This is a genomic window from Pontibacillus salicampi, assembly GCF_042434395.1.
GTDB classification, from domain to species: Bacteria; Bacillota; Bacilli; order Bacillales; family BH030062; genus Pontibacillus; species Pontibacillus salicampi.
In genome coordinates, this window is record NZ_JBHLTP010000003.1 from 255425 (window position 1) to 280819 (window position 25395).

25 protein-coding genes and 1 other RNA gene are annotated in these 25395 nt (G+C 40.0%); 23 read left to right on the forward strand and 3 right to left on the reverse strand.

Annotation, left to right across the window (positions count from 1 at the left end):
* The first annotated feature begins 1 nt into the window (after position 1).
* On the forward strand, positions 2-1795 hold the full coding sequence (aspS, locus tag ACFFGV_RS02675) for an aspartate--tRNA ligase (RefSeq protein WP_377345028.1): 1794 nt from the start codon (positions 2-4) through the stop codon (positions 1793-1795).
* Positions 1796-2214: 419 nt separating this feature from the next.
* Positions 2215-2405, forward strand: a non-coding RNA gene (gene ssrS, locus ACFFGV_RS02680) — 6S RNA.
* A gap of 54 nt (positions 2406-2459) precedes the next feature.
* On the opposite strand, the gene ACFFGV_RS02685 is transcribed toward ssrS, so the two are convergent.
* Together ACFFGV_RS02685 and ACFFGV_RS02690 are read right to left on the reverse strand one after the other, a co-directional pair.
* Positions 2460-3164, reverse strand: a complete 705-nt coding sequence (locus ACFFGV_RS02685) for an RsfA family transcriptional regulator (RefSeq protein ID WP_377345842.1) — start codon at positions 3162-3164, stop codon at positions 2460-2462.
* A 184-nt stretch (positions 3165-3348) separates the two neighbouring features.
* Entirely contained in the window at positions 3349-4623 is a 1275-nt protein-coding gene (locus ACFFGV_RS02690) for a replication-associated recombination protein A (RefSeq protein WP_377345029.1), read from the reverse strand.
* Positions 4624-4878: 255 nt separating this feature from the next.
* Here ACFFGV_RS02690 and ACFFGV_RS02695 point away from each other — a divergent pair, with 255 nt between their 5' ends.
* The 18 genes from ACFFGV_RS02695 (at position 4879) to ACFFGV_RS02780 (ending at position 22928) form a co-directional block, all read left to right on the forward strand.
* The gene (locus ACFFGV_RS02695; RefSeq protein ID WP_377345030.1) at positions 4879-5613 is read left to right on the forward strand and encodes a YczE/YyaS/YitT family protein; all 735 of its coding nucleotides are present in this window, start codon (positions 4879-4881) and stop codon (positions 5611-5613) included.
* Entirely contained in the window at positions 5546-5965 is a 420-nt protein-coding gene (cymR, locus tag ACFFGV_RS02700; protein ID WP_377345031.1) for a cysteine metabolism transcriptional regulator CymR, read from the forward strand. Before ACFFGV_RS02695 ends, cymR begins: the two co-directional genes overlap by 68 nt.
* Before the next feature lie 36 nt (positions 5966-6001).
* On the forward strand, positions 6002-7147 hold the full coding sequence (locus ACFFGV_RS02705; protein ID WP_377345032.1) for a cysteine desulfurase family protein: 1146 nt from the start codon (positions 6002-6004) through the stop codon (positions 7145-7147).
* 13 nt (positions 7148-7160) lie between these two features.
* Positions 7161-8273: a tRNA 2-thiouridine(34) synthase MnmA gene (gene mnmA / locus ACFFGV_RS02710; RefSeq protein WP_377345033.1), complete on the forward strand. Its 1113-nt coding sequence runs from the start codon at positions 7161-7163 to the stop codon at positions 8271-8273.
* 159 nt (positions 8274-8432) lie between these two features.
* Positions 8433-9104, forward strand: a complete 672-nt coding sequence (locus ACFFGV_RS02715) for a tetratricopeptide repeat protein (RefSeq protein ID WP_377345034.1) — start codon at positions 8433-8435, stop codon at positions 9102-9104.
* Between the two features lie 16 nt (positions 9105-9120).
* Positions 9121-11451, forward strand: a complete 2331-nt coding sequence (gene recD2 / locus ACFFGV_RS02720; RefSeq protein ID WP_377345035.1) for an SF1B family DNA helicase RecD2 — start codon at positions 9121-9123, stop codon at positions 11449-11451.
* Between the two features lie 133 nt (positions 11452-11584).
* Positions 11585-11773 (forward strand): YrzR-like zinc ribbon domain, encoded by a 189-nt coding sequence (locus ACFFGV_RS02725; RefSeq protein ID WP_377345036.1) that lies wholly within the window; start codon positions 11585-11587, stop codon positions 11771-11773.
* A gap of 23 nt (positions 11774-11796) precedes the next feature.
* A complete protein-coding gene (locus ACFFGV_RS02730; RefSeq protein ID WP_377345037.1) occupies positions 11797-11940 on the forward strand; it encodes a YrzQ family protein in 144 nt (47 codons plus the stop codon).
* Positions 11941-12015: 75 nt separating this feature from the next.
* Positions 12016-13083, forward strand: a complete 1068-nt coding sequence (locus ACFFGV_RS02735; RefSeq protein WP_377345038.1) for an AI-2E family transporter — start codon at positions 12016-12018, stop codon at positions 13081-13083.
* Positions 13084-13452: 369 nt separating this feature from the next.
* Complete coding sequence (gene alaS / locus ACFFGV_RS02740) at positions 13453-16098, forward strand: alanine--tRNA ligase (RefSeq protein WP_377345039.1); 2646 nt, start codon at positions 13453-13455, stop codon at positions 16096-16098.
* A gap of 89 nt (positions 16099-16187) precedes the next feature.
* Positions 16188-16451: an IreB family regulatory phosphoprotein gene (locus ACFFGV_RS02745; protein WP_377345040.1), complete on the forward strand. Its 264-nt coding sequence runs from the start codon at positions 16188-16190 to the stop codon at positions 16449-16451.
* Between the two features lies 1 nt (position 16452).
* Entirely contained in the window at positions 16453-16869 is a 417-nt protein-coding gene (ruvX, locus tag ACFFGV_RS02750; RefSeq protein ID WP_377345041.1) for a Holliday junction resolvase RuvX, read from the forward strand.
* A 5-nt stretch (positions 16870-16874) separates the two neighbouring features.
* Complete coding sequence (locus ACFFGV_RS02755; RefSeq protein WP_377345042.1) at positions 16875-17156, forward strand: DUF1292 domain-containing protein; 282 nt, start codon at positions 16875-16877, stop codon at positions 17154-17156.
* Between the two features lie 355 nt (positions 17157-17511).
* Positions 17512-18636 carry an endolytic transglycosylase MltG gene (gene mltG, locus ACFFGV_RS02760; RefSeq protein ID WP_377345043.1) on the forward strand — a complete coding sequence of 375 codons (1125 nt, stop codon included), beginning with the start codon at positions 17512-17514 and terminating at the stop codon, positions 18634-18636.
* A 190-nt stretch (positions 18637-18826) separates the two neighbouring features.
* A complete protein-coding gene (locus ACFFGV_RS02765; RefSeq protein ID WP_377345843.1) occupies positions 18827-19402 on the forward strand; it encodes an O-methyltransferase in 576 nt (191 codons plus the stop codon).
* Between the two features lie 344 nt (positions 19403-19746).
* Positions 19747-20391, forward strand: a complete 645-nt coding sequence (gene udk, locus ACFFGV_RS02770) for a uridine kinase (RefSeq protein ID WP_377345844.1) — start codon at positions 19747-19749, stop codon at positions 20389-20391.
* A 194-nt stretch (positions 20392-20585) separates the two neighbouring features.
* Positions 20586-21062: a transcription elongation factor GreA gene (gene greA / locus ACFFGV_RS02775; protein WP_377345044.1), complete on the forward strand. Its 477-nt coding sequence runs from the start codon at positions 20586-20588 to the stop codon at positions 21060-21062.
* 144 nt (positions 21063-21206) lie between these two features.
* The gene (locus ACFFGV_RS02780; RefSeq protein ID WP_377345045.1) at positions 21207-22928 is read left to right on the forward strand and encodes a peptidoglycan D,D-transpeptidase FtsI family protein; all 1722 of its coding nucleotides are present in this window, start codon (positions 21207-21209) and stop codon (positions 22926-22928) included.
* On the opposite strand, the gene ACFFGV_RS02785 is transcribed toward ACFFGV_RS02780, so the two are convergent.
* Entirely contained in the window at positions 22925-23173 is a 249-nt protein-coding gene (locus tag ACFFGV_RS02785) for a hypothetical protein (protein WP_377345046.1), read from the reverse strand. The genes ACFFGV_RS02780 and ACFFGV_RS02785 overlap by 4 nt on opposite strands.
* A gap of 371 nt (positions 23174-23544) precedes the next feature.
* On the opposite strand from ACFFGV_RS02785, the gene ACFFGV_RS02790 reads away from it, so the two are divergent.
* From ACFFGV_RS02790 to ACFFGV_RS02800, 3 genes are all read left to right on the forward strand, one after another.
* Positions 23545-24201 carry a YrrS family protein gene (locus ACFFGV_RS02790; RefSeq protein ID WP_377345047.1) on the forward strand — a complete coding sequence of 219 codons (657 nt, stop codon included), beginning with the start codon at positions 23545-23547 and terminating at the stop codon, positions 24199-24201.
* 30 nt (positions 24202-24231) lie between these two features.
* Positions 24232-24924 carry a 5'-methylthioadenosine/S-adenosylhomocysteine nucleosidase gene (gene mtnN / locus ACFFGV_RS02795; RefSeq protein WP_377345048.1) on the forward strand — a complete coding sequence of 231 codons (693 nt, stop codon included), beginning with the start codon at positions 24232-24234 and terminating at the stop codon, positions 24922-24924.
* 76 nt (positions 24925-25000) lie between these two features.
* Entirely contained in the window at positions 25001-25237 is a 237-nt protein-coding gene (locus ACFFGV_RS02800; RefSeq protein ID WP_377345049.1) for a YrhC family protein, read from the forward strand.
* The last annotated feature ends 158 nt before the right edge of the window (positions 25238-25395 follow it).

A 25395-nucleotide genomic window follows, 5' to 3' on the forward strand; every position in this document is an offset into this window, starting at 1 on the left:
AATGGCGCTAGAGAGACAAATGAGTGGCTATTTACGTGAAAGCCAAATTGATGAAAAGGTAAAATTAAAAGGTTGGGTGCAAAAACGACGTGATTTAGGAGGGCTTATCTTCATTGATCTTCGCGATCGCTCTGGAATTGTTCAAGTCGTTTTTAATCCAGAGGTCTCCAGTACAGCACTACAGACTGCTGAAAAAGTAAGATCAGAATACGTTATTGAAATAGAGGGAAGTGTTATCGCGAGAGACGAGGCTACAGTAAATCAAAATCTTGCTACTGGCTCTATTGAAGTATTAGCAGATTCGATTACTATCTTGAATCAGTCTAAAAACCCTCCTTTTCTGCTTCAGGATGAGACAGATACATCGGAAGAGCTAAGGCTTAAATATCGTTATTTAGATTTGCGCCGTACACCATTACAAGAAACATTTAAATTACGCCACCAAGCCACTCAAGCAATTCGAACCTTCTTGAATAATGAAGAATTTCTTGAAATGGAAACACCAATGCTGACTAAGAGTACACCTGAAGGGGCTCGTGACTATCTTGTACCGAGCCGTGTACATCCTGGTGAATTCTATGCGCTTCCACAATCACCGCAAATCTTCAAACAGCTCATTATGATGTCTGGGTTTGAGAAGTATTACCAAATAGCACGTTGTTTCCGGGATGAGGACTTACGTGCTGATCGCCAGCCAGAGTTTACGCAAGTTGATATTGAGACTTCCTTTATGACTCAGGAAGATATCCAAGACATGACAGAGCGTATGATGAAGAAGGTTATGAAAGAAGTAAAAGGCATTGATATTACCACTCCATTTCCTCGCTTAAGGTATGATGAAGCAATGGAGCGCTATGGTTCTGATAAACCTGATACTCGCTTTGGTTTAGAGCTGGTTACTATTTCAGAAATTGTGAAGCAGTCTGATTTTAAAGTATTTAGAACAGCTGTAGAACAAGGTGGAAGTGTAAGTGCTATTAATGTAAAAGGAAAAGCATCTGAATACTCTAGAAAAGACATTGATAAGCTGACGGAGTTTGTGAGCATTTATGGCGCTAAAGGTCTAGCTTGGCTTAAACACAATGAAGGGGCATTCCAGGGTCCAATTAGCAAGTTTATACAAGGGGAAGAAGCAGAAAATCTACGTTCTGTATTGAATGTAGAAGATGGCGATCTGCTGCTGTTTGTGGCTGATAAGACATCTGTTGTCCAGGAGAGTCTTGGTGCACTGCGTCAAAAGCTTGCAAAAGAATTAGACCTTATCGATGATAGTACATTTAATTTCCTTTGGGTAACAGATTGGCCATTGTTTGAATACGATGAAGACTTAGGTCGATATTTTGCAGCCCACCATCCGTTCACTATGCCAGAGCGAGAAGATATTCCTAAAATGGAAGAAGCGCCTGGCGAAGCACGAGCTCAGGCATATGACTTGGTATTGAACGGATATGAAATTGGAGGAGGAAGTCTGCGTATTTATGAAAAAGAGCTGCAGGACAAAATGTTCGAAGTGCTTGGATTCAGTAAAGAGGAAGCAGAAGAGCAATTCGGCTTCCTGCTCGAAGCTCTTGAATATGGAGCTCCACCACATGGTGGGATTGCACTTGGGTTTGACCGTTTTGTCATGATTCTGGCAGGGCGCACTAACCTTCGTGACACCATCCTATTCCCTAAAACAGCATCAGCGTCAGACTTACTAACAGAAGCTCCTGACAGTGTGAGTACGGAGCAATTACACGAGCTACATTTAGAATTAAACGGCAAAGCTAAGCAAAAACAAAATGAACAGGAATGAGAAACCAATTCTCGTTTAAGACGGTTTTAGCTTGTAGAGAAACATAAGTTTTTCTACAAGCTTTTTTTATTATGATGATAGTTAATATTTGTATATGGACTCCTTAAACACTGCTTTGAGAAAGCTCTACACATTCGTATTTATTCGCTCTGACCCTTTTGTACTGGATAAGCAGCTGAGAAGGAGGGGAGGGTTATTGGAAGGGGCATTAGGTATTGTTTCCTATCCACACTCCTCGGAAATATACGAACATCTGAGACACTTAGGAAGAGGGAGGAAGGAGAAGAGAAAGAGGCAAAGAGGTTATCCTTTTGTATAGACGTTGTTTCAGAAATGAGTATAAAAACCCAATTTCAATTACTAGTGCGAAGCAGTTGATAGAATACCAGTTGTATGCTATGATACTTATACAAACTTAACCAATCCTGATGTGTTCGTTAAGCATCCAAATCGTTTTGACCGAACATTTTATTTACGGGAACCCGGTGTTTCCGAAGGGCGTGCAAGCCTCGTTGCTAACGAGAGGACGCACAAGCTTCGGAACAGGGCACCCACCTGCCAGCGTGCGGGTTCAAAACATTGGCTTTAAGACGGCACGATTGGGATTGGTTGTTGTACATAAAAAGGCCTTGAGGGTATCCTCAAGGCCTTTCGTGTGTCTATGTTACTTAGCAACTTGCTCTAAATTACCGTTTTTCTCCATTCGGAACGCTGCTTTAGATTGATCGTCTTCATCGAAGACCACCATTTTACGTGCGCGATCCATTATCTGGATTAATACTTGGTAGTCTTCCTGAACTGCATTATATTGCTTTTCTATATATTGTATTTTCTGCTCTAGCTTGGCTTTCTCTTCTTTCAGCACAGCATTCTCTTGTTCTAGTTCCATAGCTTTAGATTGAGACTTACTAGAAGCATGATAATGGTTTCTTAGTGCTTTTACTTGTCGTATAACGTGTTCAAAGGTAATTTCTTCTTCCTGGTTTTGATACACGGGCTCTTGGTATGAAATAGGTGCAGCTGGTTCAGATGTTTTCTGGGTAGCTGGCTTCCAGCCCATTTCTTCCTGGTCCTCTTCCGAGAATACCATCGTAGAAGTAAATGGTTTTCTGTCTACCTTTTGCTGGCTTGCTATAGCTCGTTTTTTCTCTTTTCGCTGTCGTTTTGCTATATCGATAGCTTGAATATATTTTTTGCGTACCTCTGCATTCCATCTAAATCCGCATGCAGCTGAGGTACGATTCAAGTGATCTCCCACCTCATCAAATGCCTTTAGCTGTGTGCTGCCCTCTCGAATATGACGTAATACCGTCTCTGCTAAAAGTAAATCATCCTCATGAGACCAGGCGTCTTGCCTTACTTTAACCATATTGTTTTCCATCTCCGTATCTCCTTTATCCTTTTGTAATTTAATAGAACTAGTTTGTGAATGTGAGTTGTCAGCTGTACCAAAATCTCTGACATTATCATGTTCGTGATGTGGTTGGCTGTTTTCTTTAGTGTCTATTGTTAACGGATAATTGGAAAATATACCTTTCCTATGGAGATATTTGTTATTTTTTCTTATTTTCTATGCTTTCATATACCTGACTCAGTCCTTTTTCGAACTTTCCTGTCTTTTTCGGTGAATAGTAGACAGCGTTTTTAATAGAATCCGGTAAATATTGCTGATTCACCCAGGCATTTTCGTAGTTATGAGGATACTTATATTCAATACCGTGGCCGAGATACTCAGCACCTTTATAATGGCTGTCCTTTAAGTGCTTTGGTACGTCTCCGCTTTTTCCCTTTCTAATATCGCTAAGTGCTGCATCTAACGCTTTATATGCTGAATTTGATTTAGGGGATAGCGCTAGTTCCACAATCGAGTTGGCTAGAGGGATCCTTGCTTCAGGGAAGCCTAACCGTTCTGCGGCTTCTACAGCAGCGATGGCCCTTGGACCTGCTTGGGGATTGGCAAGACCAATATCCTCATAAGCAATGACAATCATCCTTCGAGCGATGCTATCTAAGTCTCCGGCTTCAATTAGTCTCCCTAAATAATGGAGGGAAGCTTGCACATCGCTTCCTCTTATGGACTTTTGAAAAGCAGACAATACATCATAATGCGCATCTCCATCCCTATCATGAGAAAAGCTTTTCTTCTGCATACACTGCTCTGCTGTTTCTAAATCGATATAAACTACACCATTGTTATTTTCAGGTGTAGAGAATACAGCTAGCTCTAGGCCATTTAAAGCTGCTCGTAAATCTCCGTTTGAGGAAAAAGCGAAATGGTTCATAGCCTCCTTTGTTATATCAATTGTATATTGACCTACACCATATGTTTCATCCTTTATAGCTTTTTGCAAAGCTTCCTTTACATCGCCTACCTCGAGCTTTTCCACTTCAAATAAATGACAACGACTTCGTATGGCTGGATTAATAGAATGATATGGATTGCTTGTGGTACATCCTATCAAGGTAAGAAGGTTACTTTCGATATGTGGAAGCAAGAAATCTTGCTTGGCTTTATCAAGCCGATGTACTTCATCAAGGATAATGACCAAATGTCCAGACATTTTAGCTTCCTCAACAGCTATTTCCATATCCTTTTTCTTATCTGTAACTGCGTTTAAGGTTTTCGCCTTCAAGTGTAATGTTTTTGCTAATGCCATGGCCATGGAGGTTTTTCCTGTACCAGGGGGTCCGAATAAAATCATAGAGGCTAGGCGGTTTGCTTCTACCATTCTCCGAATCATCTTTCCTTCTCCGACCAAATGGTGCTGTCCGATAATATCATTAATATGCTGCGGTCTCATTCGAAACGCTAATGGTTGTTGGTTCATCATAGAAACTCCTTACATCCTGTTTTTCTATCTAAATCTTTACTTTCTTTGTCTGGAGATTTATAGTAAATAGTTGGTGTATATGGTACATGTACGTTTTGCATTCCTCTTAAACATTATAATGAAGGAACGTGAGCTCCTAAAGTTATTCTTTAGCTTAAAGATACAGCACATAAAATGCAAGGGAAGTGTCGTTCATGCTATAATAGCAATGTTTGCATACTTTAGGATCCAATCGCAGAAAGGGTTAGCGATATGACACAACAACAAGTAATACATGGTACAATGAAACAAAAGCAGCGAGGTGCAAGGGAACAGCTTATACGCTGGGCTTTTTTTGTCATAGGCTTAATTATTCTTGCCTTCGGAATTGCGTTGACTATTAAAGGAAAGCAGCTTGGGATAGGTCCATGGGATGTGTTTCATGTTGGGCTCCATAAACAGCTAGGCTTAACTGTTGGAACCTGGTCTATTATTGCTGGCATAGTAGTAGTGGGCTTTACCTCTATTATAACCAAGACTCTCCCACAAATTGGTACTATTTTGAATATGGTGCTTATTGGGGTATTTATTGATATTTTTTCTTTCTTGCTCCCAGAGCCTGAAACGCTATTATCTTCTATTATAATATTTGCAATTGGACTGGTTATTTTAGCTTATGGAATAGGAATTTATGTGGCACCGGAGCTAGGTGCAGGTCCAAGAGACGGACTTATGCTCGTTATTAGAGATAGGACAGGATGGAAAGTTCAATGGGTTAGAAATGGTATTGAAATAACGGTATTCCTTCTAGGGTGGCTCCTTGGAGGACCGGTTGGAGTAGGTACTGTTATTATTGCTTTTTTCTTAGGAAGCTTAGTAGGATATACATTACCACAAACGAAAAAATGGTTAGATATTTGTATTCAAAGAGGTGAAAGAAATGAAAATCTCAACAAAGGGTCGTTACGGACTGACCATCATGATCGCGCTAGCCAAGAAATACGGTGAAGGTCCTATTTCATTAAAATCTATTGCACGAGATCATCATTTATCAGAGCACTATTTAGAACAGCTCATTGCTCCATTGCGAAACGCTGGCTTAGTAAGGAGTGTCAGAGGAGCATATGGGGGGTACATGCTTACTCGTAATCCAGATCAAATAACATCAGGCGATGTTATCCGTGTCCTGGAGGGACCCATCAGCCCGGTGGAAGGGATTGAAGATGAGGAGCCTGCCAAAAAGGCTTTATGGATGAGAGTGCGAGATGCTGTCAAAGATGTATTAGATACCACTACTCTATATGATCTGGCAGAGCATGACGAGGATGACGATCAAGAAGCATATATGTTCTATATTTAATGCCGATTTATTTAATTTACAAAGTGAGGGATCTTTATGGCATCGATTTATTTAGACCACGCCGCAACGACACCGGTCAGTCCAGAGGTCGTCGAGGCAATGGTCCCTATCTATCAAGAGGTTTATGGAAACCCATCAAGTGTTCATTCTTATGGGAGAAAAGCTCGTAAAATTCTAGATGACGCCAGAAAAATTATCGCAAATGCCCTGGGAGCGGTGGAGAAGGAAATTATCTTTACTAGCGGTGGAACAGAAGCTGACAATCTGGCACTCATCGGAGCAGCAAAAGCTCATCAACATCTCGGAAAGCATATTATAACTACGCAGGTGGAGCACCATGCAGTACTGCATCCCGCTGAATACTTGGAAGAAGAAGGATTTGATGTTACTTACCTTTCTGTTAATGAGGAGGGCTTAATATCAATTGATGAATTAAAGGATGCTTTAAGAGAGGACACGATTTTAGTATCTGTAATGTATGTGAATAATGAAACAGGTAGTATTCAGCCAATCGCAGAGATTGGTTCCATTCTAGAGGATCATCAGGCGCTGCTTCATACAGACGCGGTACAGGCATTCGGAGCTATGCCTATTAATGTAAAAACGTTAAATGTGGACATGCTTACTATTACTGCGCATAAAATTAATGGTCCTAAAGGAATTGGAGCATTGTATGCTAAAGAAGGGCTTTCGTTGCATCCTTCTCTGCATGGAGGAGAACAGGAGCGAAAACGGAGACCTGGTACTGAAAATACAGTAGCAGCACATGGCTTTGCTCAAGCGGTGCAAACAGTAAAGGAAAATCAAAAAGAACGCCTGCGAGCATATAAGCACTACAAAAAGCTATTTCTTGATACACTTAGGGAAGAAGGTGTAGATTACGACATCAACGGAGGGAGAATTAACATTCCGTCTATTATTAATATACACTTTCCAGGGACAAACGTGGAGACGCTTCTTACCAATTTTGATTTGGATGGAATAGCTGCTTCAAGTGGTTCCGCATGTACAGCAGGATCCGTAGAACCTTCCCACGTGTTGAGTGCGATGTTTGGGGAAGGTCATGAACGTACAACTAGTTCGGTTCGATTTAGCTTCGGACTTGCCAATACAGAAGAGAATGTACAAGAAGGTGCGAGAAAAGTAGCCAGTATTGTACAACGTTTAACGAAAACATCATAAGGTGGTGACAAGCATGAAAGAACCTAAAGACACACGGGTTGTCGTTGGTATGTCCGGTGGTGTAGATTCCTCTGTTGCAGCGCTGTTATTAAAACAACAAGGCTATGACGTAGTAGGTATATTTATGAAAAACTGGGATGATACAGATGAAAATGGTGTCTGTACAGCAACCGAAGACTATGATGATGTCATTCGAGTATGTAACCAACTAGACATCCCCTACTTTGCTGTCAATTTTGAAAAACAATATTGGGATAAAGTATTCACGTACTTTCTTGACGAATACAAGGCAGGACGTACACCTAATCCGGACGTTATGTGCAACAAGGAAATTAAATTTAAAGCTTTCCTTGACCATGCTCTGGCTCTAGGAGCAGATTACGTAGCAACTGGACACTATGCCCAGGTTCGCAAAAATGGAGAACATTATGAAATGCTGCGTGGGAAAGACAATAATAAAGATCAAACATATTTCTTAAATCAATTGTCACAAGACGTACTAGCTAGAGTTATGTTCCCGCTTGGGCATTTGGATAAAAGTGATGTACGGGAAATTGCAAAAGAAAATGATTTAGCAACAGCTGCCAAAAAGGATTCTACTGGTATTTGCTTCATTGGAGAGCGTAATTTTAAGGAGTTCCTTAGTCAATATATTCCAGCGCAGCCTGGAAATATGGTGACAATGGATGGCGAAGTGAAAGGAAAGCATGATGGCCTTATGTATTATACATTAGGTCAACGCCAGGGGTTAGGTATTGGCGGTCCCGGTGAACCATGGTTTGTTATTGGTAAAAATGTCAAAGATAACATCCTTTATGTCGGTCAAGGCTACCACAATGATTATCTCTATTCAAACGGACTGGAAGCATCTGAAATCAATTGGACATCTGGTGAAGCTCCAACAGAACCGTTTACGTGTACAGCGAAATTTCGTTATCGTCAAGATGATAGTGAAGTTACAGTAACACCAGTAGATGGTACTCATGCGAAGGTAGAGTTTCATGAAGCAGAACGCGCTATTACACCAGGACAAGCAGTCGTGTTTTATGATGGAGAGGTTTGTTTAGGTGGCGGAACCATTGATGAAGTAGTAAAGCAGGACGAATATTTAACGTATGTCGGATAATATTTACCTGTATCTATAGCTGCTCTCTATCGGGAGAGAGGAATCCTAGCATCGGAAAGGTGATGCTAGGATTTTTCATACTATGATAAAATAGATATAGATTTTATCATGGACGAATGGTAATAACAGAAAAGCACAAAGCGATACGGAGGAATTAGGATGGATTACCTGGAGAAAGGCATACAATACATGCAAGATCAAGAATACGAAGAAGCGGCAAAGCAGTTCACACAAGCAATTGAAGAGAAACCAGAGGAGCCGCTTGGTTATATAAATTTCGGTAACTTATTAATGCACATGAATGATTTAGAGCGAGCAGCGCGTTTTTTTGAAAAAGCCATTGAATTAGATGAATCAGCTGCTACAGCATACTATGGGTTAGGAAATGTCTATTATGAGCAAGGAGAGTACGCTAAAGCAATGGCTCCTTTCCAGCAAGCTATACAGTATGGATTGGAAGAGAGTGACGCTTATTATATGCTTGGTTTAACTTTGCTGTATCAGGAACAATTCAAGCCTGCCATGCCTTATTTGTTACGGGCGACTGAACTGACTCCAGAGGATGAGGAGAAAATGTTTCAGTATGGGTTGTGTCTTGCACAGTTAGATATGATTGACGAAGCTATTACCACATTTCACCGAGTGCTCGAGCTGAACGAAAGTCACAGTGATGCTCATTATAATTTAGGTGTGTCTGCCTTATTTAAGGAGGAGGCGCATCTAGCGTTAGACCATTTCAATAAAGCATTAACAATTCAACCGGATCACATTCTGGCCTCCCATGCTAAAGCAAAAGTGGAAGAGGCATTAAGCGGCCATAACGAGGAGTAGTAAAGGAGAAAGCGCAATGGAAAAGCAAATTGAAGAACAATTCCAAGAAGAAAAGGGCTATATCAAAGGAGAGCTTGTCCGAATGATATACCAAAATGATGTGGAACACTTTTCCATTGCTCTAATTCGGATATTGGAAACGAATGAAACCATTGAAGAAAAAGAAGTAGTGATTAAAGGGCACTTCTCTCCTTTAGACAAAGGGGAGCATTACATATTCTATGGGAATGTTACTACCCATCCGAAGTTTGGCGACCAATATCAGGTTGATCATTATCAAAAGGAAATACCGACTTCGAGAGAGGGAGTAGTGCTGTATTTATCTAGTGATTTATTTTACGGTATTGGAAAGCGTACAGCTGAGCGAATCGTTGGAGTGCTAGGCGAACAAGCTATTCCCAAAATATTGAAGGACCCTTCTGTCCTAGATGGAGTCCCCCATTTAAATAAAGACAAAGCGGAGCAGCTCGTTGCAGATTTAAAAGAGCATCAAAGCTTCGAGCATATTGTCATATCTCTTTCCGAATATGGCTTTGGATTACAAATGGCTCAGAAAATCTACGAAGCGTATAACGATCGAGCTCTTGAAATACTGCAGGAGAATCCTTATCAATTCGTCTTTGACATTAATGGATTCGGTTTTAAACGGGCAGATGAAGTAGCATCTCGTCACAATATAGCTTTTGATCATCCTACTCGTATTCAAGCTGCATGTATGTACACATTAAATGAATGGTCGCAACAAGGACATGTGTATGCACCAGAACAGGTGCTAATGAATGAAGTTCAGTCTGTATTGAACACAGGCGAACAAGAAGTAACACCTGATATCATTTCCCAAGAAATAAACAGCCTGGCTGAGGAGGATAAACTCATTGAAGAAGAAGGGAACCTCTATCTTCCATCTTTATACTATGCAGAATCCGGATTTGCGGAGCAATTAAGCAGGCTGTTAATAGAGGAAGTGGAAGAAGAATATAGTCAGGCAGAGTTAATGAAGGTGATTGGGGAGATTGAGGAAGAAGAAGAGATTAGTTATGGTAAAGAGCAATTTGACGCCATAGAAAAAGCTTTGCATTCCAATGTGATGATATTAACTGGTGGTCCAGGTACAGGGAAGACGACTGTAATCAAAGGTATTGTCACAGCCTATGCTAAGCTAAACAGGAAATCTTTAAAGCCCGCAGATTATATGCAGGACGAGCCATTTCCTTTCTTATTAACAGCACCAACAGGACGCGCTGCTAAACGAATGAATGAATCAACAGGCATCCCTGCGGTAACCATCCACCGCCTGCTGGGCTGGAATGGTAGTGAGGCTTTTGAACATGATCATAACAACCCGTTAAGTGGTAAAATACTGATTATTGATGAGTTTTCTATGGTAGACATTTGGCTCGCGAACCAACTGTTTCGTGCTATCCCATCGGATATGCGTGTTTTATTGGTGGGGGATGAAGATCAATTGCCTTCAGTAGGACCAGGACAGGTATTATCCGACTTATTGTCGATGAATACAGTTCCGTCGACTCCATTAAGAGAAGTGTATCGGCAAAAAGAAGGTTCTAAAATTATTCAGCTTGCCCATGATATGAAAGATGGGATTTGTAATGAGGAATCCCTTGCGAAGGCAAAGGATTTTAACTTTATCTCGTGTGATGAACTAAAAGTGTTACAGGTAGTACAAACAGTTTATCAACGAGCTATGGAAAAAGGACATACAGTTCGTGACATTCAAATACTCGCCCCTATGTATCGCACCAAGCTGGGTATTCATCGGTTTAACGAAGACATTCAAGCACTAGCCAATCCACCAAGCAATCAACGCCGAGAAATGAAGACGAAAGAAGTAACCTTTCGAACAGGCGACAAAGTAATTCAGCTCGTCAATCAAGCAGAATCAGGGGTATATAACGGAGATATTGGGGAAATTGCAGCTATTTTTCAAGAGGATGAAACAAAGGAACAGAAAGAGAAGTTGATCGTTTCCTTCGATGGAAAAGAAGTGGAATATTTACGCAAAGACCTTAGCCAAATAATGCATGCTTATTGTACCTCTATTCATAAGTCACAGGGTAGTGAGTTTTCTATTGTTATTATCCCTGTTGTTAGAGGATATGCTCGCATGCTTCGACGTAATTTGTTGTACACTGCTGTTACACGTAGCAAATCCTCCTTAATTATTTGCGGCGACGAAGAAGCCTTTCGAAGAGGTGTGCAGACAGTCGATACTAACCGAAGATATACGAGTTTGAAGGAACGACTAGAAATCATGCTGTCTCATACAGAGGTACAAGCAGAAGCAGAGGATGAGGAAGAACTTTCCCCTTATGACTTTATGGAATAAAGGTATACTAATTATTGTTCACACGTTATGTGAACCTACCACCTGGGTCCATGATCTGCCTGATGTATATTTTGTAGGAATTGGGAAACAATGCTATTCAGAAGGAATTAATCGGTAAGGAGTTGCCATCTGAATGCACTGTCCTAATTGTAATCGTAAGGATATCGGTAAAATAGGTACAAATCAATTCTATTGCTGGAATTGTTTTATCGAGCTTTCTCTTACAAAGGGAAAGGTTCATGTACATCAGGTAGAGGAAGATGGTTCCCTAAGCTCTCTAGACGATTTGTTTGGAGAAGAAGAGCAAGCAGCCCAGTGGTAAATCCATTCAGGGTGGTGAAGCGAGTGAATAGGACGTTCACATCTCTTATGGCTCTTGGATTGGGTGCAGCTGTCTACTCCCGTTCAAGAAGAGGAAAAGACAATACCCTCTTTTCTCAAAAATCGATGAAGCGTATGCGAAAGAGAGTAAGAAAAGCATTTCGTTAATACAATTGGGCAGACTCTTAACTAAAGAGTCTGTCCTTTTTATGTATGTACAACTAATAAGGTGGTGGCGAAACCGTGGCAAACTGGAAGGATTCAACTGTTAAATGGATGTATAGAGCCATTCTTGCGGTGCTCGTCCTATTAATTGTTTATTTGCTAGTAAAATTATTTCCTTTCTATAAACCATTTCTTCATTTATTATTTACGTTACTAATTCCATTCTTAATATCGATGTTTATTGCTTATTTATTGCACCCTGTGGTTGAAGCATTATATAAACAAAATCTGCCAAGGTGGTTAGCTATTTCCCTCATTTATATTTTGTTTTTTGGTGGGATTGGTTACGTCCTCTATAAGATGTATCCTGTTTTCATCAAACAGCTTAGGGAACTGATTAACAATCTCCCTGGCTTTGTAGATACGTACCGAAGCTGGATTTATGGAATGTATGAGAGAACTTCCTTTCTGCCTGAGTCGGTCCATGACCGTATGGACGTAATGCTCCTTAACATTGAGAGAATGGGGGAGGATTTAATTGCCTCTCTCGGCACGAGAATTACTGGTATGCTAGATATTATTATTCTGCTGGCGGTTATTCCTGTACTCGTGTTTTACATGCTTAAGGATTATCCTATGATGAAGAGACTGTTATGGCAGTTGACACCACGTAAATTTCGGAACGAAGGGAAGCAGATGCTAGCTGAGATAGATGAAAGCCTTGGCGGCTATATTAGAGGACAATTATTGGTGTGCTTATTCGTTGGAGTTATTTCCATTTTATTATTATGGCTGATTGGCATGCATTTTCCACTTGTCCTTGGAGCTATCATGGGTGTTACGAATATTATTCCTTATTTTGGTCCGATTTTTGGAGCAATTCCAGCTGTTATTATCGCCTTCACTATTAATGCAAAAATGATGTTGTTTGTAATCGTTGTTGTATTTATTGTCCAACTTATTGAAAGCAACCTTTTATCTCCTTATATTGTAGGGAAAAGTCTTCACATCCACCCTGTATTAATTATTTTTGCTTTATTAGTAGGGGGCGAGGTTGCTGGCATTGCAGGAATGATTCTAGCTGTGCCTGCTTTAACAATCGTTCGTGTCATCATTCACCACGTTCGCTTGCATCGCACGGAATGATTGACATTTAGATTGGGGTTGTCTATAATTTTTGATACCAATACTTATATCGAATGAATAACACGTTGATGGACCCCCTCCATAACAGACCATCCATATGCAGAGAGAAGCACCCTTGGCTGAGAGGCGCTTCGGATGAAGGGTTATGCAGCTGCTAGTCCGGAGTGCGGTTTAATCACCGCCGGTGCGCTTCGTTATGGCGTTAGGAGAATGTTATATATTCTCTATGGAGTGATGAATGGTTTATATCATTCATAACCAGGGTGGTACCGCGAAACTAAACTCTCGTCCCTGCAGAAATGCAGGACGGGAGTTTTTTGTTTGTATAAATCCCATTATTATTCGATACAGGAGAAGGAGGAAGAAGAAATGAAATTACTGACATCTGCTCAGGTACGACAAATGTTTTTAGATTTTTTTAAAGAGAAGGGACACGATGTAGAGCCAAGTGCCTCTCTAGTGCCACATGAGGATCCAACGCTTTTATGGATTAATAGTGGAGTTGCTACGCTAAAGAAATATTTTGATGGGCGTGTGATTCCACAGAACCCCCGTATTGTGAACGCCCAAAAGTCTATTCGGACTAATGATATTGAAAATGTTGGGCAAACGGCTCGGCACCATACATTCTTTGAGATGCTCGGCAATTTCTCCATTGGTGATTACTTCAAGGAAGAAGCAATTGAATATGCTTGGGAATTTCTAACAAGTGATAAATGGGTTGCGTTTGATCCTGAAAAACTAAGTGTCACTGTTCACCCTGAAGACCACGAAGCCTATGAGATTTGGAGAGATAAAGTCGGGCTGCCGACAGAACGGATCATTCGATTAGAGGAGAACTTCTGGGATATAGGGGAAGGTCCTAGTGGTCCTAATACGGAGATTTTTTATGATCGCGGCGAATTCTATGGAAATGATGAAAAAGATCCTGAATTATATCCCGGTGGAGAAAATGAACGCTATCTTGAAATCTGGAATTTAGTGTTCTCTCAGTTCAACCACAATCCTGACGATACGTACACTCCGCTGCCAAAGAAAAACATTGATACTGGCATGGGCTTAGAACGAATGGTATGTGTTATTCAAGATACCCAGACAAACTTTGAAACCGATCTCTTCCTGCCCGTCATTAAAGAAACAGAGAAGTATGCAGATTACAGCTATGGAGATGACCAGGAGAAGGATGTTTCCTTCAAAGTAATTGCCGACCATATTCGTAGTGTAACCTTTGCCATTGGAGATGGTGCTCTTCCATCAAACGAAGGCAGGGGCTATGTTCTACGTCGATTATTAAGAAGAGCGGTACGTTATGCAAAGCAAATAGACATTCATAAGCCATTTATGTATCAGCTTGTTCCACAAGTAGCAAATATAATGTATGATTTCTATCCAGAAGTCTATGAAAAACAGGACTTCATTCAAAATGTTATTAAGACAGAGGAAGAACGTTTTCACGAAACATTAAATGACGGATTAGCAATCCTGACCAATATTATTAAAGAGGAAACAGAAAAAGGAAAAAATGTATTTCCTGGTACCGAAGTATTCCGTTTGTATGACACCTATGGATTTCCAAAAGAATTAACAGAAGAATACGTGCATGAAGCAGGATTTACGTTGGACGAAGAAGGGTTTCAGCAGGAAATGGAACGCCAAAGAGAACGTGCTCGTAATGCTAGGCAGAAGGTAGATTCCATGAGTGTGCAGGAAGGAGTTCTCGGAGAAGTGTCGGTAGCTAGTGAGTTTATCGGATATAACGAGCTAGAAGTAGAAACAACCATTACCGAAATGGTAAAGGAAAAGGATTTCGCTTCAGAAGCTACCGAAGGCGAAGAGGTATATGTATTTCTTGAACAAACTCCTTTCTATGCAGAAAGTGGTGGACAAGTTGCTGACCGTGGATGGTTACAGACAGGTCATGCAACGCTTGAGGTACATGATGTACAAAAAGCTCCGAATGGACAGCATCTCCATCGTGCGACTGTCCAAGAAGGCACTATTCAAAAAGGGGAAGGCGTTACAGCATCTGTTGAAAGAGGCTCCAGATCTCATACCGTTAAAAACCATACGGCTACACACTTATTACATCAAGCATTAAAGGATGTGCTGGGCGACCATGTGAACCAGGCTGGATCATTAGTAACTCCTGACCGCCTCCGGTTCGACTTCTCCCATTTTGGCTCTGTATCTGCAGAAGAGCTCGCCCAAATAGAAACGCTTGTAAATGAAAAAGTATGGGAGTCTATCCCTGTAACAATAGATACGCATTCCCTGGAAGAAGCAAAAGAAATGGGAGCTATGGCTTTATTTGGAGAGAAATATGGCGATACTGTTCGTGTTGTCCAAGTGGATAATTACTCCGTGGAGCTATGTGGAGGATGTCACGTTTTCAATACAGCAGAAGTAGGCTTGTTCAAAATAATTTCTGAAACAGGTATTGGTGCAGGAACTAGACGTATAGAAGCAGTAACAGGTAAAGGCGCTTATCAATTTATGAGCGGTAGAGAAACCCTACTACATCAAGCAGCAGATAAATTGAAGACAAAACCAGAGAATGTTCCAGAACGGATTGAAGGACTCTATCAAGAAATGAAAGATATAGAACGGGCAAAAGAATCCTTAGCAGCAAAACTTGCCAATATGGAGGCCTCCTCTATTCTAGATCAATTTGAAGACGTGGATGGAGTATCCTTATTAGCTAGGAAAGTGGATGTTTCTGACATGAATGGTCTTCGTAGTATGGTCGATGATGTAAAACAGAAAATAGAATCAGGCATCGTCCTTTTAGGAGCAGTAAATGATGGAAAGGTCCAAATAGCTGCTGGAGTTTCCAAAGATTTAATGGAGCATGGATATCATGCCGGAAACTTAATTAAAGAAGTAGCTTCCCGCTGTGGCGGCGGCGGAGGAGGTCGTCCAGACATGGCTCAAGCTGGTGGAAAGAACCCTGAACAATTAGAAGAAGCTCTAGAATATGCAAAAACCTATGTTCAATCTGTTTCTTCTAGTCAATAATCCGTTATAATGGAAGAAATACGTGCTACTGTCACATGCATGCATACATGGATAGGATGAGCGGGTACATCTATTAATGAGGTGATACAATGAGTTCCATGGACAAGACCATGAAGTTTAATTTTAACGAAGAACCGTTCGATGACAACGTCAGAGAGGTGTTGTTATCCGTTCACACAGCTTTGAAAGAGAAAGGGTACAATCCTATTAATCAAATTGTAGGATATCTGCTTTCCGGGGACCCAGCCTATATCCCTCGTCACAATGATGCAAGGAACATGATTCGAAAGATGGAACGAGACGAACTAATCGAGGAATTAGTTAAATTTTATTTAGAACAGCAAGAGGGATAGCATGAAAAAAATCGGATTAGATGTTGGAGAAAAAACAATAGGCGTTGCTATAAGCGATGCATTCGGATGGACTGCACAAGGTATAACTACAATCCGATGGGCTGAAGGTGAGTTCGATGATGCTTTTCAAAAGCTTGATCCATACATGAAAGAACATGAAGTGGACAAACTAGTCGTTGGACTTCCTAAGAACATGAATGGTACAATCGGCGAACGTGGAGAAGCTTGCCAATTGTTTGCAGAGAAAGCGAAAGCATACTTTCAATTACCTGTTGAATTATGGGATGAGCGGCTGACAACTATGGCAGCAGAGCGTGTTTTATTAGACGCGGACGTAAGTAGAAGTAAACGGAAGAAGGTCATTGATAAGATGGCAGCCGTTATGATTTTACAAAGTTATTTAGATGCGAAAGGATGAATAAAATGGCACTGGAAGAAAAAGAGCGAATTATTATTCCTGATGAAAATGGAGAAGAGCATTTATTTGAAGTACTGTTTGAATTCGATGTAGATCAAACAGGTCATTCCTACATTGCAGTAGCTCCAGTAGAACAACAGGAGAGTGAGGAAGTAGAAGTATTTGCTTTTCGTTATGTAGAGAAGGAAAATGATGAAGATGATTTAGCGCTGTATCAAATCGAATCAGACGAAGAGTGGGAAATGGTTGAGGAAGTCCTCAATACCCTAACAGAAGAACAAGAATAATTTAAACAGAGCCTGTAGCGCAGGCTCTTTTTTTATTAGGGAGAACAATTTAAAAGCGCACGGGATAAAGGAAAGATTGTGGGAAAAGTAGCTTCCCCCTCTTGTGGTATAGCAGGAAAGTGCAGCTATTTTATTTATGACCAATTAACTCTTCCATTAACGACGACCATTTTTTAATTTCCAGTCTTTTACATAATGATGCTAAACAAAAATGGATATCAAGCAATAACGGAGCTTTTTTCAAAATACGACAATGCATGATACAATTTCCTCTGAAAAGGACAAAATATCGGTAAATAATAGATAGATCCTGTTGATTTATAGTATAATGAAGCGGATGAAAGGAGGAGCTGTCATGTCTTCGTCGAATAAAGGCGACCAACCAAATGGTAAAGGCAATCGGCAAGAGGAAGTGAAGACGGTGCGTAAAATCGTAGGTATAACTATCTCTGCTATTGCACTTATTATTTTAGTTGTTGGTATTTCCGGGTATTTTTATATTAATTCAGCGTTAAAACCAGTTGACCCTAGTGACGAATCAACCAAAAAGGTAACTATACCAATTGGTTCATCCGTTTCCCAGATATCCAACATATTAGAAGAAAATAATATTATTAAAGATGGCCGAGTATTTCGTTACTATATAAAATTTAAAAACGAATCAGGCTTCCAGGCTGGCGATTATCAATTCTCCTCTTCCATGAAGATGGATGAATTGATTGCTTCTTTGAAAACAGGAAAAGTTGCTCAGGATCCTACCTTCACTGTGACAATTCCTGAAGGTAAGACTGTAGAGCAGATAGCTGGTCTATACGCTAAGAAGATGTCTTTCTCCAAGGAAGAGTTTCTTACAAAAGTGAATGATCAAGCCTACGTAGAAAAGCTGATTGAACAATATCCATCCTTTCTAAGTGATGCTATATTAAAACCTGAAGTTAAAACTCCCCTAGAAGGGTATTTGTTTGCGGCGACTTACAATTACTACGAAGAAAAACCGAGTGTGGATCAAGTAGTAAGAAAAATGCTCCAAAAATCCAAAAAGGTCATTGGACCTAAACTGGATAGTATTAAAGAGAAAGATATGTCTGTCCATGAAGCTATTACCATGGCATCTCTAATTGAAAATGAAGCTCCTGAACCGGATGATCGAAAACTAATTTCCGGTGTGTTTTTTAATAGATTAGAGGAAGATATGCCTCTTCAAACCGATCCCACTGTAATATACGCAGTAGGTAGAGAGAAGAAGGATGAGCTCCATAAGCATATGGATGTAGAATCCCCATATAACACATATAAGGTTAAAGGGTTACCAGTGGGACCTATATCTAATTTTGCTGAGAATTCATTGGAAGCTGTTATCAATCCAAAAGCATCGGACAATTTGTATTTTATTGCTGCTCCAGATGGAGAAGTTTATTACTCGAAGAGCTATAAAGAACACCAAAATAAAGTGGATAAATATTTAAAACAAGACTCGTAAAAATAATAATTTAAGAAGAAAAAGGAATGCGAAGTCCCTCGCATTCCTTTCTTTCTATGTGTTACAATAATAGGGTTGTCATTAGATTATTAACGTACATCCCATATACCTATAAGGAGGTTATCTTTTGCTAGATCCTGCATTAGAGCAGTACTTAACTCAAACGATTGATTCTAAAGATAGTTTAACGATGGAACTGGAAGCATATGCGAAAGAAAATCACGTTCCCATTATGGACCCCTTAGGCATGGAGTTTGTACAGCAAATGATTCGTTTAAAAGAGCCAGTACGTATTCTGGAAATAGGTACAGCTATTGGATACTCAGCCATTCAAATGGCATACAGTAACCCAGATGTTCATATTACCACGATTGAACGTGATGAGGATCGGTATAATGAAGCAAGGCGTAATATTGCTCGCGCCCAATTAGAGAAGCGTATTACGATTATCCAGGGGGATGCTTTAGAAGTGAGTGATACCGTTAAGGTACACGGACCTTTTGATATGCTGTTCATAGATGCCGCCAAAGGGCAATATCAGCGATTTTTTGAAACATATAAACCAATGCTAGAAGACAATGGCTTTATTCTATCCGACAATGTATTATTTAAAGGATATGTTGCCAATCATTCAGCAGATGGTTCCAATACAGCTAAGATTGCAAGTAAGATAAGAAGCTATAATGACTGGCTTTTAGCACATCCTCAATTCAAAACAACCATCATGCCCATTGGTGATGGTATTGCCTTAAGCGTCAAGAGATGAAGCTTATGACTAAGCAACAGGGTCGTTCTGCTACTAGTAGCATCTAGTGTAAGTAAATCAGATAAGTACAGCTAGCATATCCTTTTTCTTTCTGGGTTTAGTGACTGCCTATGATGAGCATACTCATATAGCAACGATACAACGGGGATCTTTCATACAGGAAGAGGTAAAACGACTTTTAGGTTTATTTCGATTGGTTCCCTAAAGTCGTGACCTGCAGTTTGGGATTCATACAGAATTATATACAGCACAATTCCCTTCTCATCAATAGAATAGCAAAGGCAAAGGTTAACCAGTCTTCCCATATACACCAAGATAAAAAGCAATTAAGAAAGGAGACGCAAATAATAATGAGTGAGAAGCCTGTAGTAATAGGAGTAGCCGGAGGTACTGGTTCAGGAAAAACCACGGTAACAAGATCTATTATTCAACAATTTACAGACAAGACAATCCTAATGTTGGAACAGGATTTTTATTATAAAGATCAAAGTCATCTTCCTTTCGAGGAACGGTTATCGACAAATTATGATCATCCATTGGCGTTTGATAATGACTTATTGATAGAACACCTAAAGAAGTTAATCGATAGAGAGGCAATAGAAAAGCCAGTTTATGATTATAAGCTGCACACTCGTTCAGAGGAAGTTATCCATACAGAACCGAAAGATGTCATCATTGTAGAAGGCATCATGGTGTTAGAGGATGAACGTCTGAGAGACTTAATGGATATCAAAGTGTTTGTAGATACAGACGCTGATGTGCGCATCATTCGCAGACTATTACGTGATATTAAAGAAAGAGGAAGAACCATAGACTCGGTTATTGAACAATACGTCAATGTAGTTCGTCCAATGCACCTTCAATTCGTAGAGCCTACAAAGCGTTATTCGGATATCATCATTCCTGAAGGTGGCCAAAATCATGTAGCCATCGATCTCATGGCAGCTAAGATTAAGACCATTCTAGAAGAAAAAACCTATTCTAACTAGGTAAAAAGCCTGCTGATTAGTAAAAAGATATTGAAAAGAATCCGAAAATCTGCCATTATATGTGGTAGTAGTTCTAGAAGACCAATTTGCTATATAAAATGGAATACACGTAAAAATGAGCGCACATAAAGTGCCGCTCATTTTTATATAGGGATTGGAGACTCTTTCGTAGAAGTTAAGGAGTGAATGTCAAAATGAGTGAAGAAAAAAACTATTATATGACTGAAGAAGGGAAGCAGAAGCTAGAAGATGAACTGCATTACCTTAAAACAGAAAAGCGCCAAGAGGTAGTAGAACGTATTAAAATTGCTCGTGGATTCGGGGATCTTTCAGAGAACTCTGAGTATGATGCAGCAAAAGACGAGCAGGCTTTTGTAGAGTCCCGTATCTCTCACGTTGAAAATATGATTCGTAACGCAGTCATAATTGAGAATGATACTGGAAATAGCAATGAAGTACAATTGGGTAAATCAGTAACATTCCAAGAGCTGCCAGAAGGCGATGAGGAAACGTACACAATCGTCGGTAGTGCTGAAGCAGATCCATTCGAAGGTAAAATTTCTAATGAATCTCCAATGGCGAAAAGCCTAATTGGCCATGAAATTGGAGAACAAGTAACAGTGGCTACACCAGGTGGCGACATTGAAGTGAAAATTATCAAAGTACAATAGAAACTAAGAAAACAGCAGGCTGTGTTTAAACAGGCTGCTGTTTTTTTTGAACAATAACCAATCTAGGTAACGATGCTTTTCCTGCTGCAAGATTGGTTTACCAGCTCTTCTTCCCGGACATAATGGAGGAGGAGGTGAGGTGTGATGAAGAAAAGAAGGGCAATAGTCATTGCCTGTATCGTTTTTATAGGCTTTAGTGTGTTATTTACTCGGTTAGCAATTATACAGTTATGGAAAACAGAAAGCTTCGGACTTTCCAACATTAACTTATTAGAAGCCAGTGTAGCACAACGTTCAGAACAAATTACGATTTCTGATGGAAGAGGTACAATGGTGGACCGAAATAATATCCCCATTTCTCACCCTACCGCACAAGATGTCGTGTTTTTCCCTTTCTTAAAAGATATTGATTTCCCTTCAGGAGAGATTGCTTCTGTGTTAAGCATAGATGAGTATTCGCTTCAATCTTATTTGCAGAACGCTGAGCAGCCCTTCTACATAACGGATATGATAGATCAGGAGCTTACCGAAGAAGCATTTAAACGAATTCAGGACATGCGTTATCCTGGTGTGTATGCCGTTCAAAGGCAATTAACAGATGATCCCGTAAGTGCATCTCATTTTATTGGTCTTGTCAGAGAGCAGGCAAGTGAACAAGAAATACAGAAAATGGGGCTTTCTGGCATTCAGAAGGCATTTGAACCGTTTTTAGAGCCTGAGGGTGACGAAAAGCTAATCTACCATGTGGATGGGCACGGAGAGCCTATGTTTGGCCTGAACGTAAAATACCAAGGGTTACAGGACGCATTTTATCCCGTTCAGCTCAAAACTACAATACACATGCCATTCCAGGAAGAGGCCGAAGCGGTAATGGATGAGCATCAAATATCCAAAGGCGCAGTGATAATCTTGGACGTACAAAGTCGCGATGTATTAACTATGGTTAGTAGACCAGCTATTGACTATACAAATCCATACAAGAACATAGATGATCCCCACGATGATACACTGCACAACTATGCATTAAAAGCTACTATGCCAGGCTCTATATTCAAGACTCTTATCACCTCAGCAGCTTTAGAGCATCCGACAATAAATGTGTATAGGCAGTATGATTGTGATATTGGAATAAATGGAAGAGAAGCATCCAGGGAGCTTGGGATGCTTAGCTTTGAAGAGAGTTTTGCAAGAAGCTGTAATAATACTTTTGTAGAATTAGCTAAGGAAATGATGGAGAAAAATCCTGCTATTTTGGACCACTATGCAGCTAAATTAGGATTAAATGAAACAGTGGGCTGGGAAGGAAATCTTTATCATTTTCAGGATTTTGAACAGTTTCCGGAAGAAGAGACAAATAAAATGTGGGCAAGCGAAGAACATAAGAAAGATGACAATATGATTGCTCACACAGCTATTGGACAGCAAAATGTTAGATGGACACCACTATCTGTTGTAAATATGATGGCGACCATTGCTGATGATGGTATTAAAAAGCAAGTGAGAGGAGTTTCGCGCATTTTATACCAAAATGGTGCCACCATGAAGGTGTTTGAGGAACAGCTGGATAACGATAATCGGATTTCAGCTTATAATGCATTAAAATTAAAGGAATTATTGTATCAAGTTACAGAACATCCACAAGGAACAGGCAAAGCGTTAAAGGGTCTCGAAGTGGCTGGTAAATCTGGAACAGCCGAAGATGACGGTGCAAGTAACGATTATCATTGGTTTGCCGGCTTCTTTCCTTATGAGCAACCAAGGTACGCCATGGTGGTATTGGATTTACAGTCCACTTCCCAAATACCGACCTATAATGTATTTCGTGATATGGTGGAATTTATTTATGCTAACGACCAGACCTTCTAAGCTAACAAGAAGGTCCTTTTTTCATGAACAAAGGAAGGGTATTTAATTTGGAAGTGTTCGTGTATTAATGTTTCCTTATCGGTGGAGAGAAGCAGTTCAAAAATTTTATGCTCTTCTATTGGGCATATTTCAAGCATAGAGCCATCTAAGTAAAAAACTATTAACAGTTGGGATGAACGGTCATATCCAATTTTCTCGAATGTGAACAGCCCCCATTTTTTGCGATCAAATGTCGTCACCTTCATATGCCATTCCTCCTTTACGGAAAAGTAGTAATCTATATAGTTAGACAAATTTCAGAAAATTCCTTCTTTTAACTAGTAGTATAATTATACTAATGTGTATTTGCAACTAATAGACTTGGAGGTAGATACATCAGTCATCCTTCCCATATAGTTTTATGTTTGGCATAATAGGATAGAACGTACTGGCTAGTATCTAAGAAATAGTTTTATGCGCTTTAGTTGTTTTATTTTAGATAGAACTGTTCAAGTAAAGAAACAAGTAAGTATATTAGAATGTATCAACGACTGATTTCTATAAGTAAAACATGAAAGAAGAAGCATTGGTTACGCGTGTAGCCCATAGTATAATGGACTTAAGGAGGAGTGGAACGATGAGTGATGAATCCAGAGTACATCGTTATGATAAACGTCGAAAGAATACAAAAGTTATTACCAATTTAGGTGTAGCAGGAGGGCTGTTAGCAGTCGCATTACTGCTAATTATTCTGCTTCCATTTGGAGGGAATGGTTCGCCAGCAGCTTCAGACCAAACAGAAGAGCAGGACGAGCAACCAAGTGAAGAGGATACTAATGACCAGTCGGAACAATCGGATGAGACTGAGGGAGACAATTCACAAGAAGAAGACAATGCTTCACAGGATAAAGAAGAAAGCAGTAATGAGGAAGAAAATGCAGAGGAAGATATTAAAATCTCTCAGTCAGATGATGAGAATGTAAAAGAGGTAAGAACAAAGGATTGGGAGCCAGTGCCTACACAGCAATCCAATCATGGTTCTATTCTTCAGCAAGGTTCAAAGGACTGGGAAGAGATGGAGCAAGCATTTAGTAAAGCTACTGGTATCAGTAAAGACAACATGATTAATTGGTGGTCTTCGCGATGGAAAGACAATCAGAGCGTAGTCGGTACCATCTCTGATCAATCTAAAACGAATCATTACAAAGTGTATGCTGAGTGGGTGGAAGGGAAAGGCTGGAAACCTGTAAAAGTAGAAGTGCTAAAACAAAATGACGCTCCAACATACAATTAAGAATAAAGAAGTGTAAAAGGGAGAGAGAGCATGAGAATTGGTATAATTGGTGCAATGGATGAAGAAGTAGAAATTCTAAAGCATAATATGGATTTGGAAAAAGAAGAGCAAATTGCAAATTGCTCCTTCTATATAGGAACATTAGAAGGGAAAGATGTAGTCTTACTCAAGTCTGGCATTGGTAAGGTAAACGCCGCAATGGCTACTACTATTCTTCAGGAACGTTATCGCCCATCTCATATTATTAATACAGGTTCCGCTGGGGGCTTTGCTCATGATTTACAGGTGGGAGATCTCGTTATCTCTTCTGAAGTACGTCACCATGACGTAGATGTTACAGCATTTCAGTATGAGTACGGACAAGTGCCGAATATGCCAGCTGCCTATATACCAGATGAAACGTTGGTAAGTTTGGCAGAGGAAGCGACTGCTGAAGTCCCTGCTATACATTGTAAGAGAGGGCTAATTGCTACTGGGGATTCATTTATGCAAGACCCAGTACGTGTTGAATTTGTAAGAGAGAAGTTTCCAACTTTGCAAGCAGCTGAGATGGAGGCTGCTGCAATTGCACAAGTTTGTGTACAATATAACACTCCGTTTGTTATTATCCGTTCCTTATCCGATATTGCTGGGAAGGAATCGAATGTCTCCTTTGATCAATACCTAGAAAAAGCAGCAAAAAATGCAGCTAGCCTTATTCAGCGTATGGTAACAAAGATGTAAACGCTGCTACTAATAATTACCATCTAACCTAGCAATCATTCCATGTTATCATGCTAATCAGGGGAGAGGTGATGACGTGGAACAACTAACCAAACAATTACAGGGAAAAGTAGAAGACTATAAGCGATTTATTTTGACTTTAATTATCCTAAGTGTATATTTTTACATGGGAACTATCATTACAACGTTTATTCACCCAAGTGGCTATAACCTGCTTCTGTTAGGGATAACGATTGCAAGTATTGTAGCTGCTGGTGTATTTGTACAACGATGGCAGAAATTAAATAAACAGCTACATGAAATGGAAGCATAAAAAGATGTCCAAAATAGGGCATCTTTTTTTATGGCTTTACGGTGAGGAACGTTTCTTTGGTGCTTCCTTATATGGAAACCTTGTGCCCGAGTTCATGTTGATCTAGAAGCGGTAATGGAATTATCACGTAAGATTCAGTTTATTAACTTTCCATCAAT

Excerpts from the sequence above, each read along its gene's own strand:
- aspS (WP_377345028.1), top strand. The coding sequence starts at position 2 with ATGGCGCTAGAGAGACAAATGAGTGGCTATTTACGTGAAAGCCAAATT.
- ACFFGV_RS02685 (WP_377345842.1), bottom strand. The coding sequence starts at position 3,164 with ATGGTTAAAGTAAGGCAAGACGCCTGGTCTCATGAGGATGATTTACTT.
- ACFFGV_RS02690 (WP_377345029.1), bottom strand. The coding sequence starts at position 4,623 with ATGAACCAACAACCATTAGCGTTTCGAATGAGACCGCAGCATATTAAT.
- ACFFGV_RS02695 (WP_377345030.1), top strand. The coding sequence starts at position 4,879 with ATGACACAACAACAAGTAATACATGGTACAATGAAACAAAAGCAGCGA.
- cymR (WP_377345031.1), top strand. The coding sequence starts at position 5,546 with ATGAAAATCTCAACAAAGGGTCGTTACGGACTGACCATCATGATCGCG.
- ACFFGV_RS02705 (WP_377345032.1), top strand. The coding sequence starts at position 6,002 with ATGGCATCGATTTATTTAGACCACGCCGCAACGACACCGGTCAGTCCA.
- mnmA (WP_377345033.1), top strand. The coding sequence starts at position 7,161 with ATGAAAGAACCTAAAGACACACGGGTTGTCGTTGGTATGTCCGGTGGT.
- ACFFGV_RS02715 (WP_377345034.1), top strand. The coding sequence starts at position 8,433 with ATGGATTACCTGGAGAAAGGCATACAATACATGCAAGATCAAGAATAC.
- recD2 (WP_377345035.1), top strand. The coding sequence starts at position 9,121 with ATGGAAAAGCAAATTGAAGAACAATTCCAAGAAGAAAAGGGCTATATC.
- ACFFGV_RS02725 (WP_377345036.1), top strand. The coding sequence starts at position 11,585 with ATGCACTGTCCTAATTGTAATCGTAAGGATATCGGTAAAATAGGTACA.
- alaS (WP_377345039.1), top strand. The coding sequence starts at position 13,453 with ATGAAATTACTGACATCTGCTCAGGTACGACAAATGTTTTTAGATTTT.
- ACFFGV_RS02745 (WP_377345040.1), top strand. The coding sequence starts at position 16,188 with ATGAGTTCCATGGACAAGACCATGAAGTTTAATTTTAACGAAGAACCG.
- ruvX (WP_377345041.1), top strand. The coding sequence starts at position 16,453 with ATGAAAAAAATCGGATTAGATGTTGGAGAAAAAACAATAGGCGTTGCT.
- ACFFGV_RS02755 (WP_377345042.1), top strand. The coding sequence starts at position 16,875 with ATGGCACTGGAAGAAAAAGAGCGAATTATTATTCCTGATGAAAATGGA.
- mltG (WP_377345043.1), top strand. The coding sequence starts at position 17,512 with ATGTCTTCGTCGAATAAAGGCGACCAACCAAATGGTAAAGGCAATCGG.
- ACFFGV_RS02765 (WP_377345843.1), top strand. The coding sequence starts at position 18,827 with ATGGAACTGGAAGCATATGCGAAAGAAAATCACGTTCCCATTATGGAC.
- greA (WP_377345044.1), top strand. The coding sequence starts at position 20,586 with ATGAGTGAAGAAAAAAACTATTATATGACTGAAGAAGGGAAGCAGAAG.
- ACFFGV_RS02780 (WP_377345045.1), top strand. The coding sequence starts at position 21,207 with ATGAAGAAAAGAAGGGCAATAGTCATTGCCTGTATCGTTTTTATAGGC.
- ACFFGV_RS02785 (WP_377345046.1), bottom strand. The coding sequence starts at position 23,173 with ATGAAGGTGACGACATTTGATCGCAAAAAATGGGGGCTGTTCACATTC.
- ACFFGV_RS02790 (WP_377345047.1), top strand. The coding sequence starts at position 23,545 with ATGAGTGATGAATCCAGAGTACATCGTTATGATAAACGTCGAAAGAAT.
- mtnN (WP_377345048.1), top strand. The coding sequence starts at position 24,232 with ATGAGAATTGGTATAATTGGTGCAATGGATGAAGAAGTAGAAATTCTA.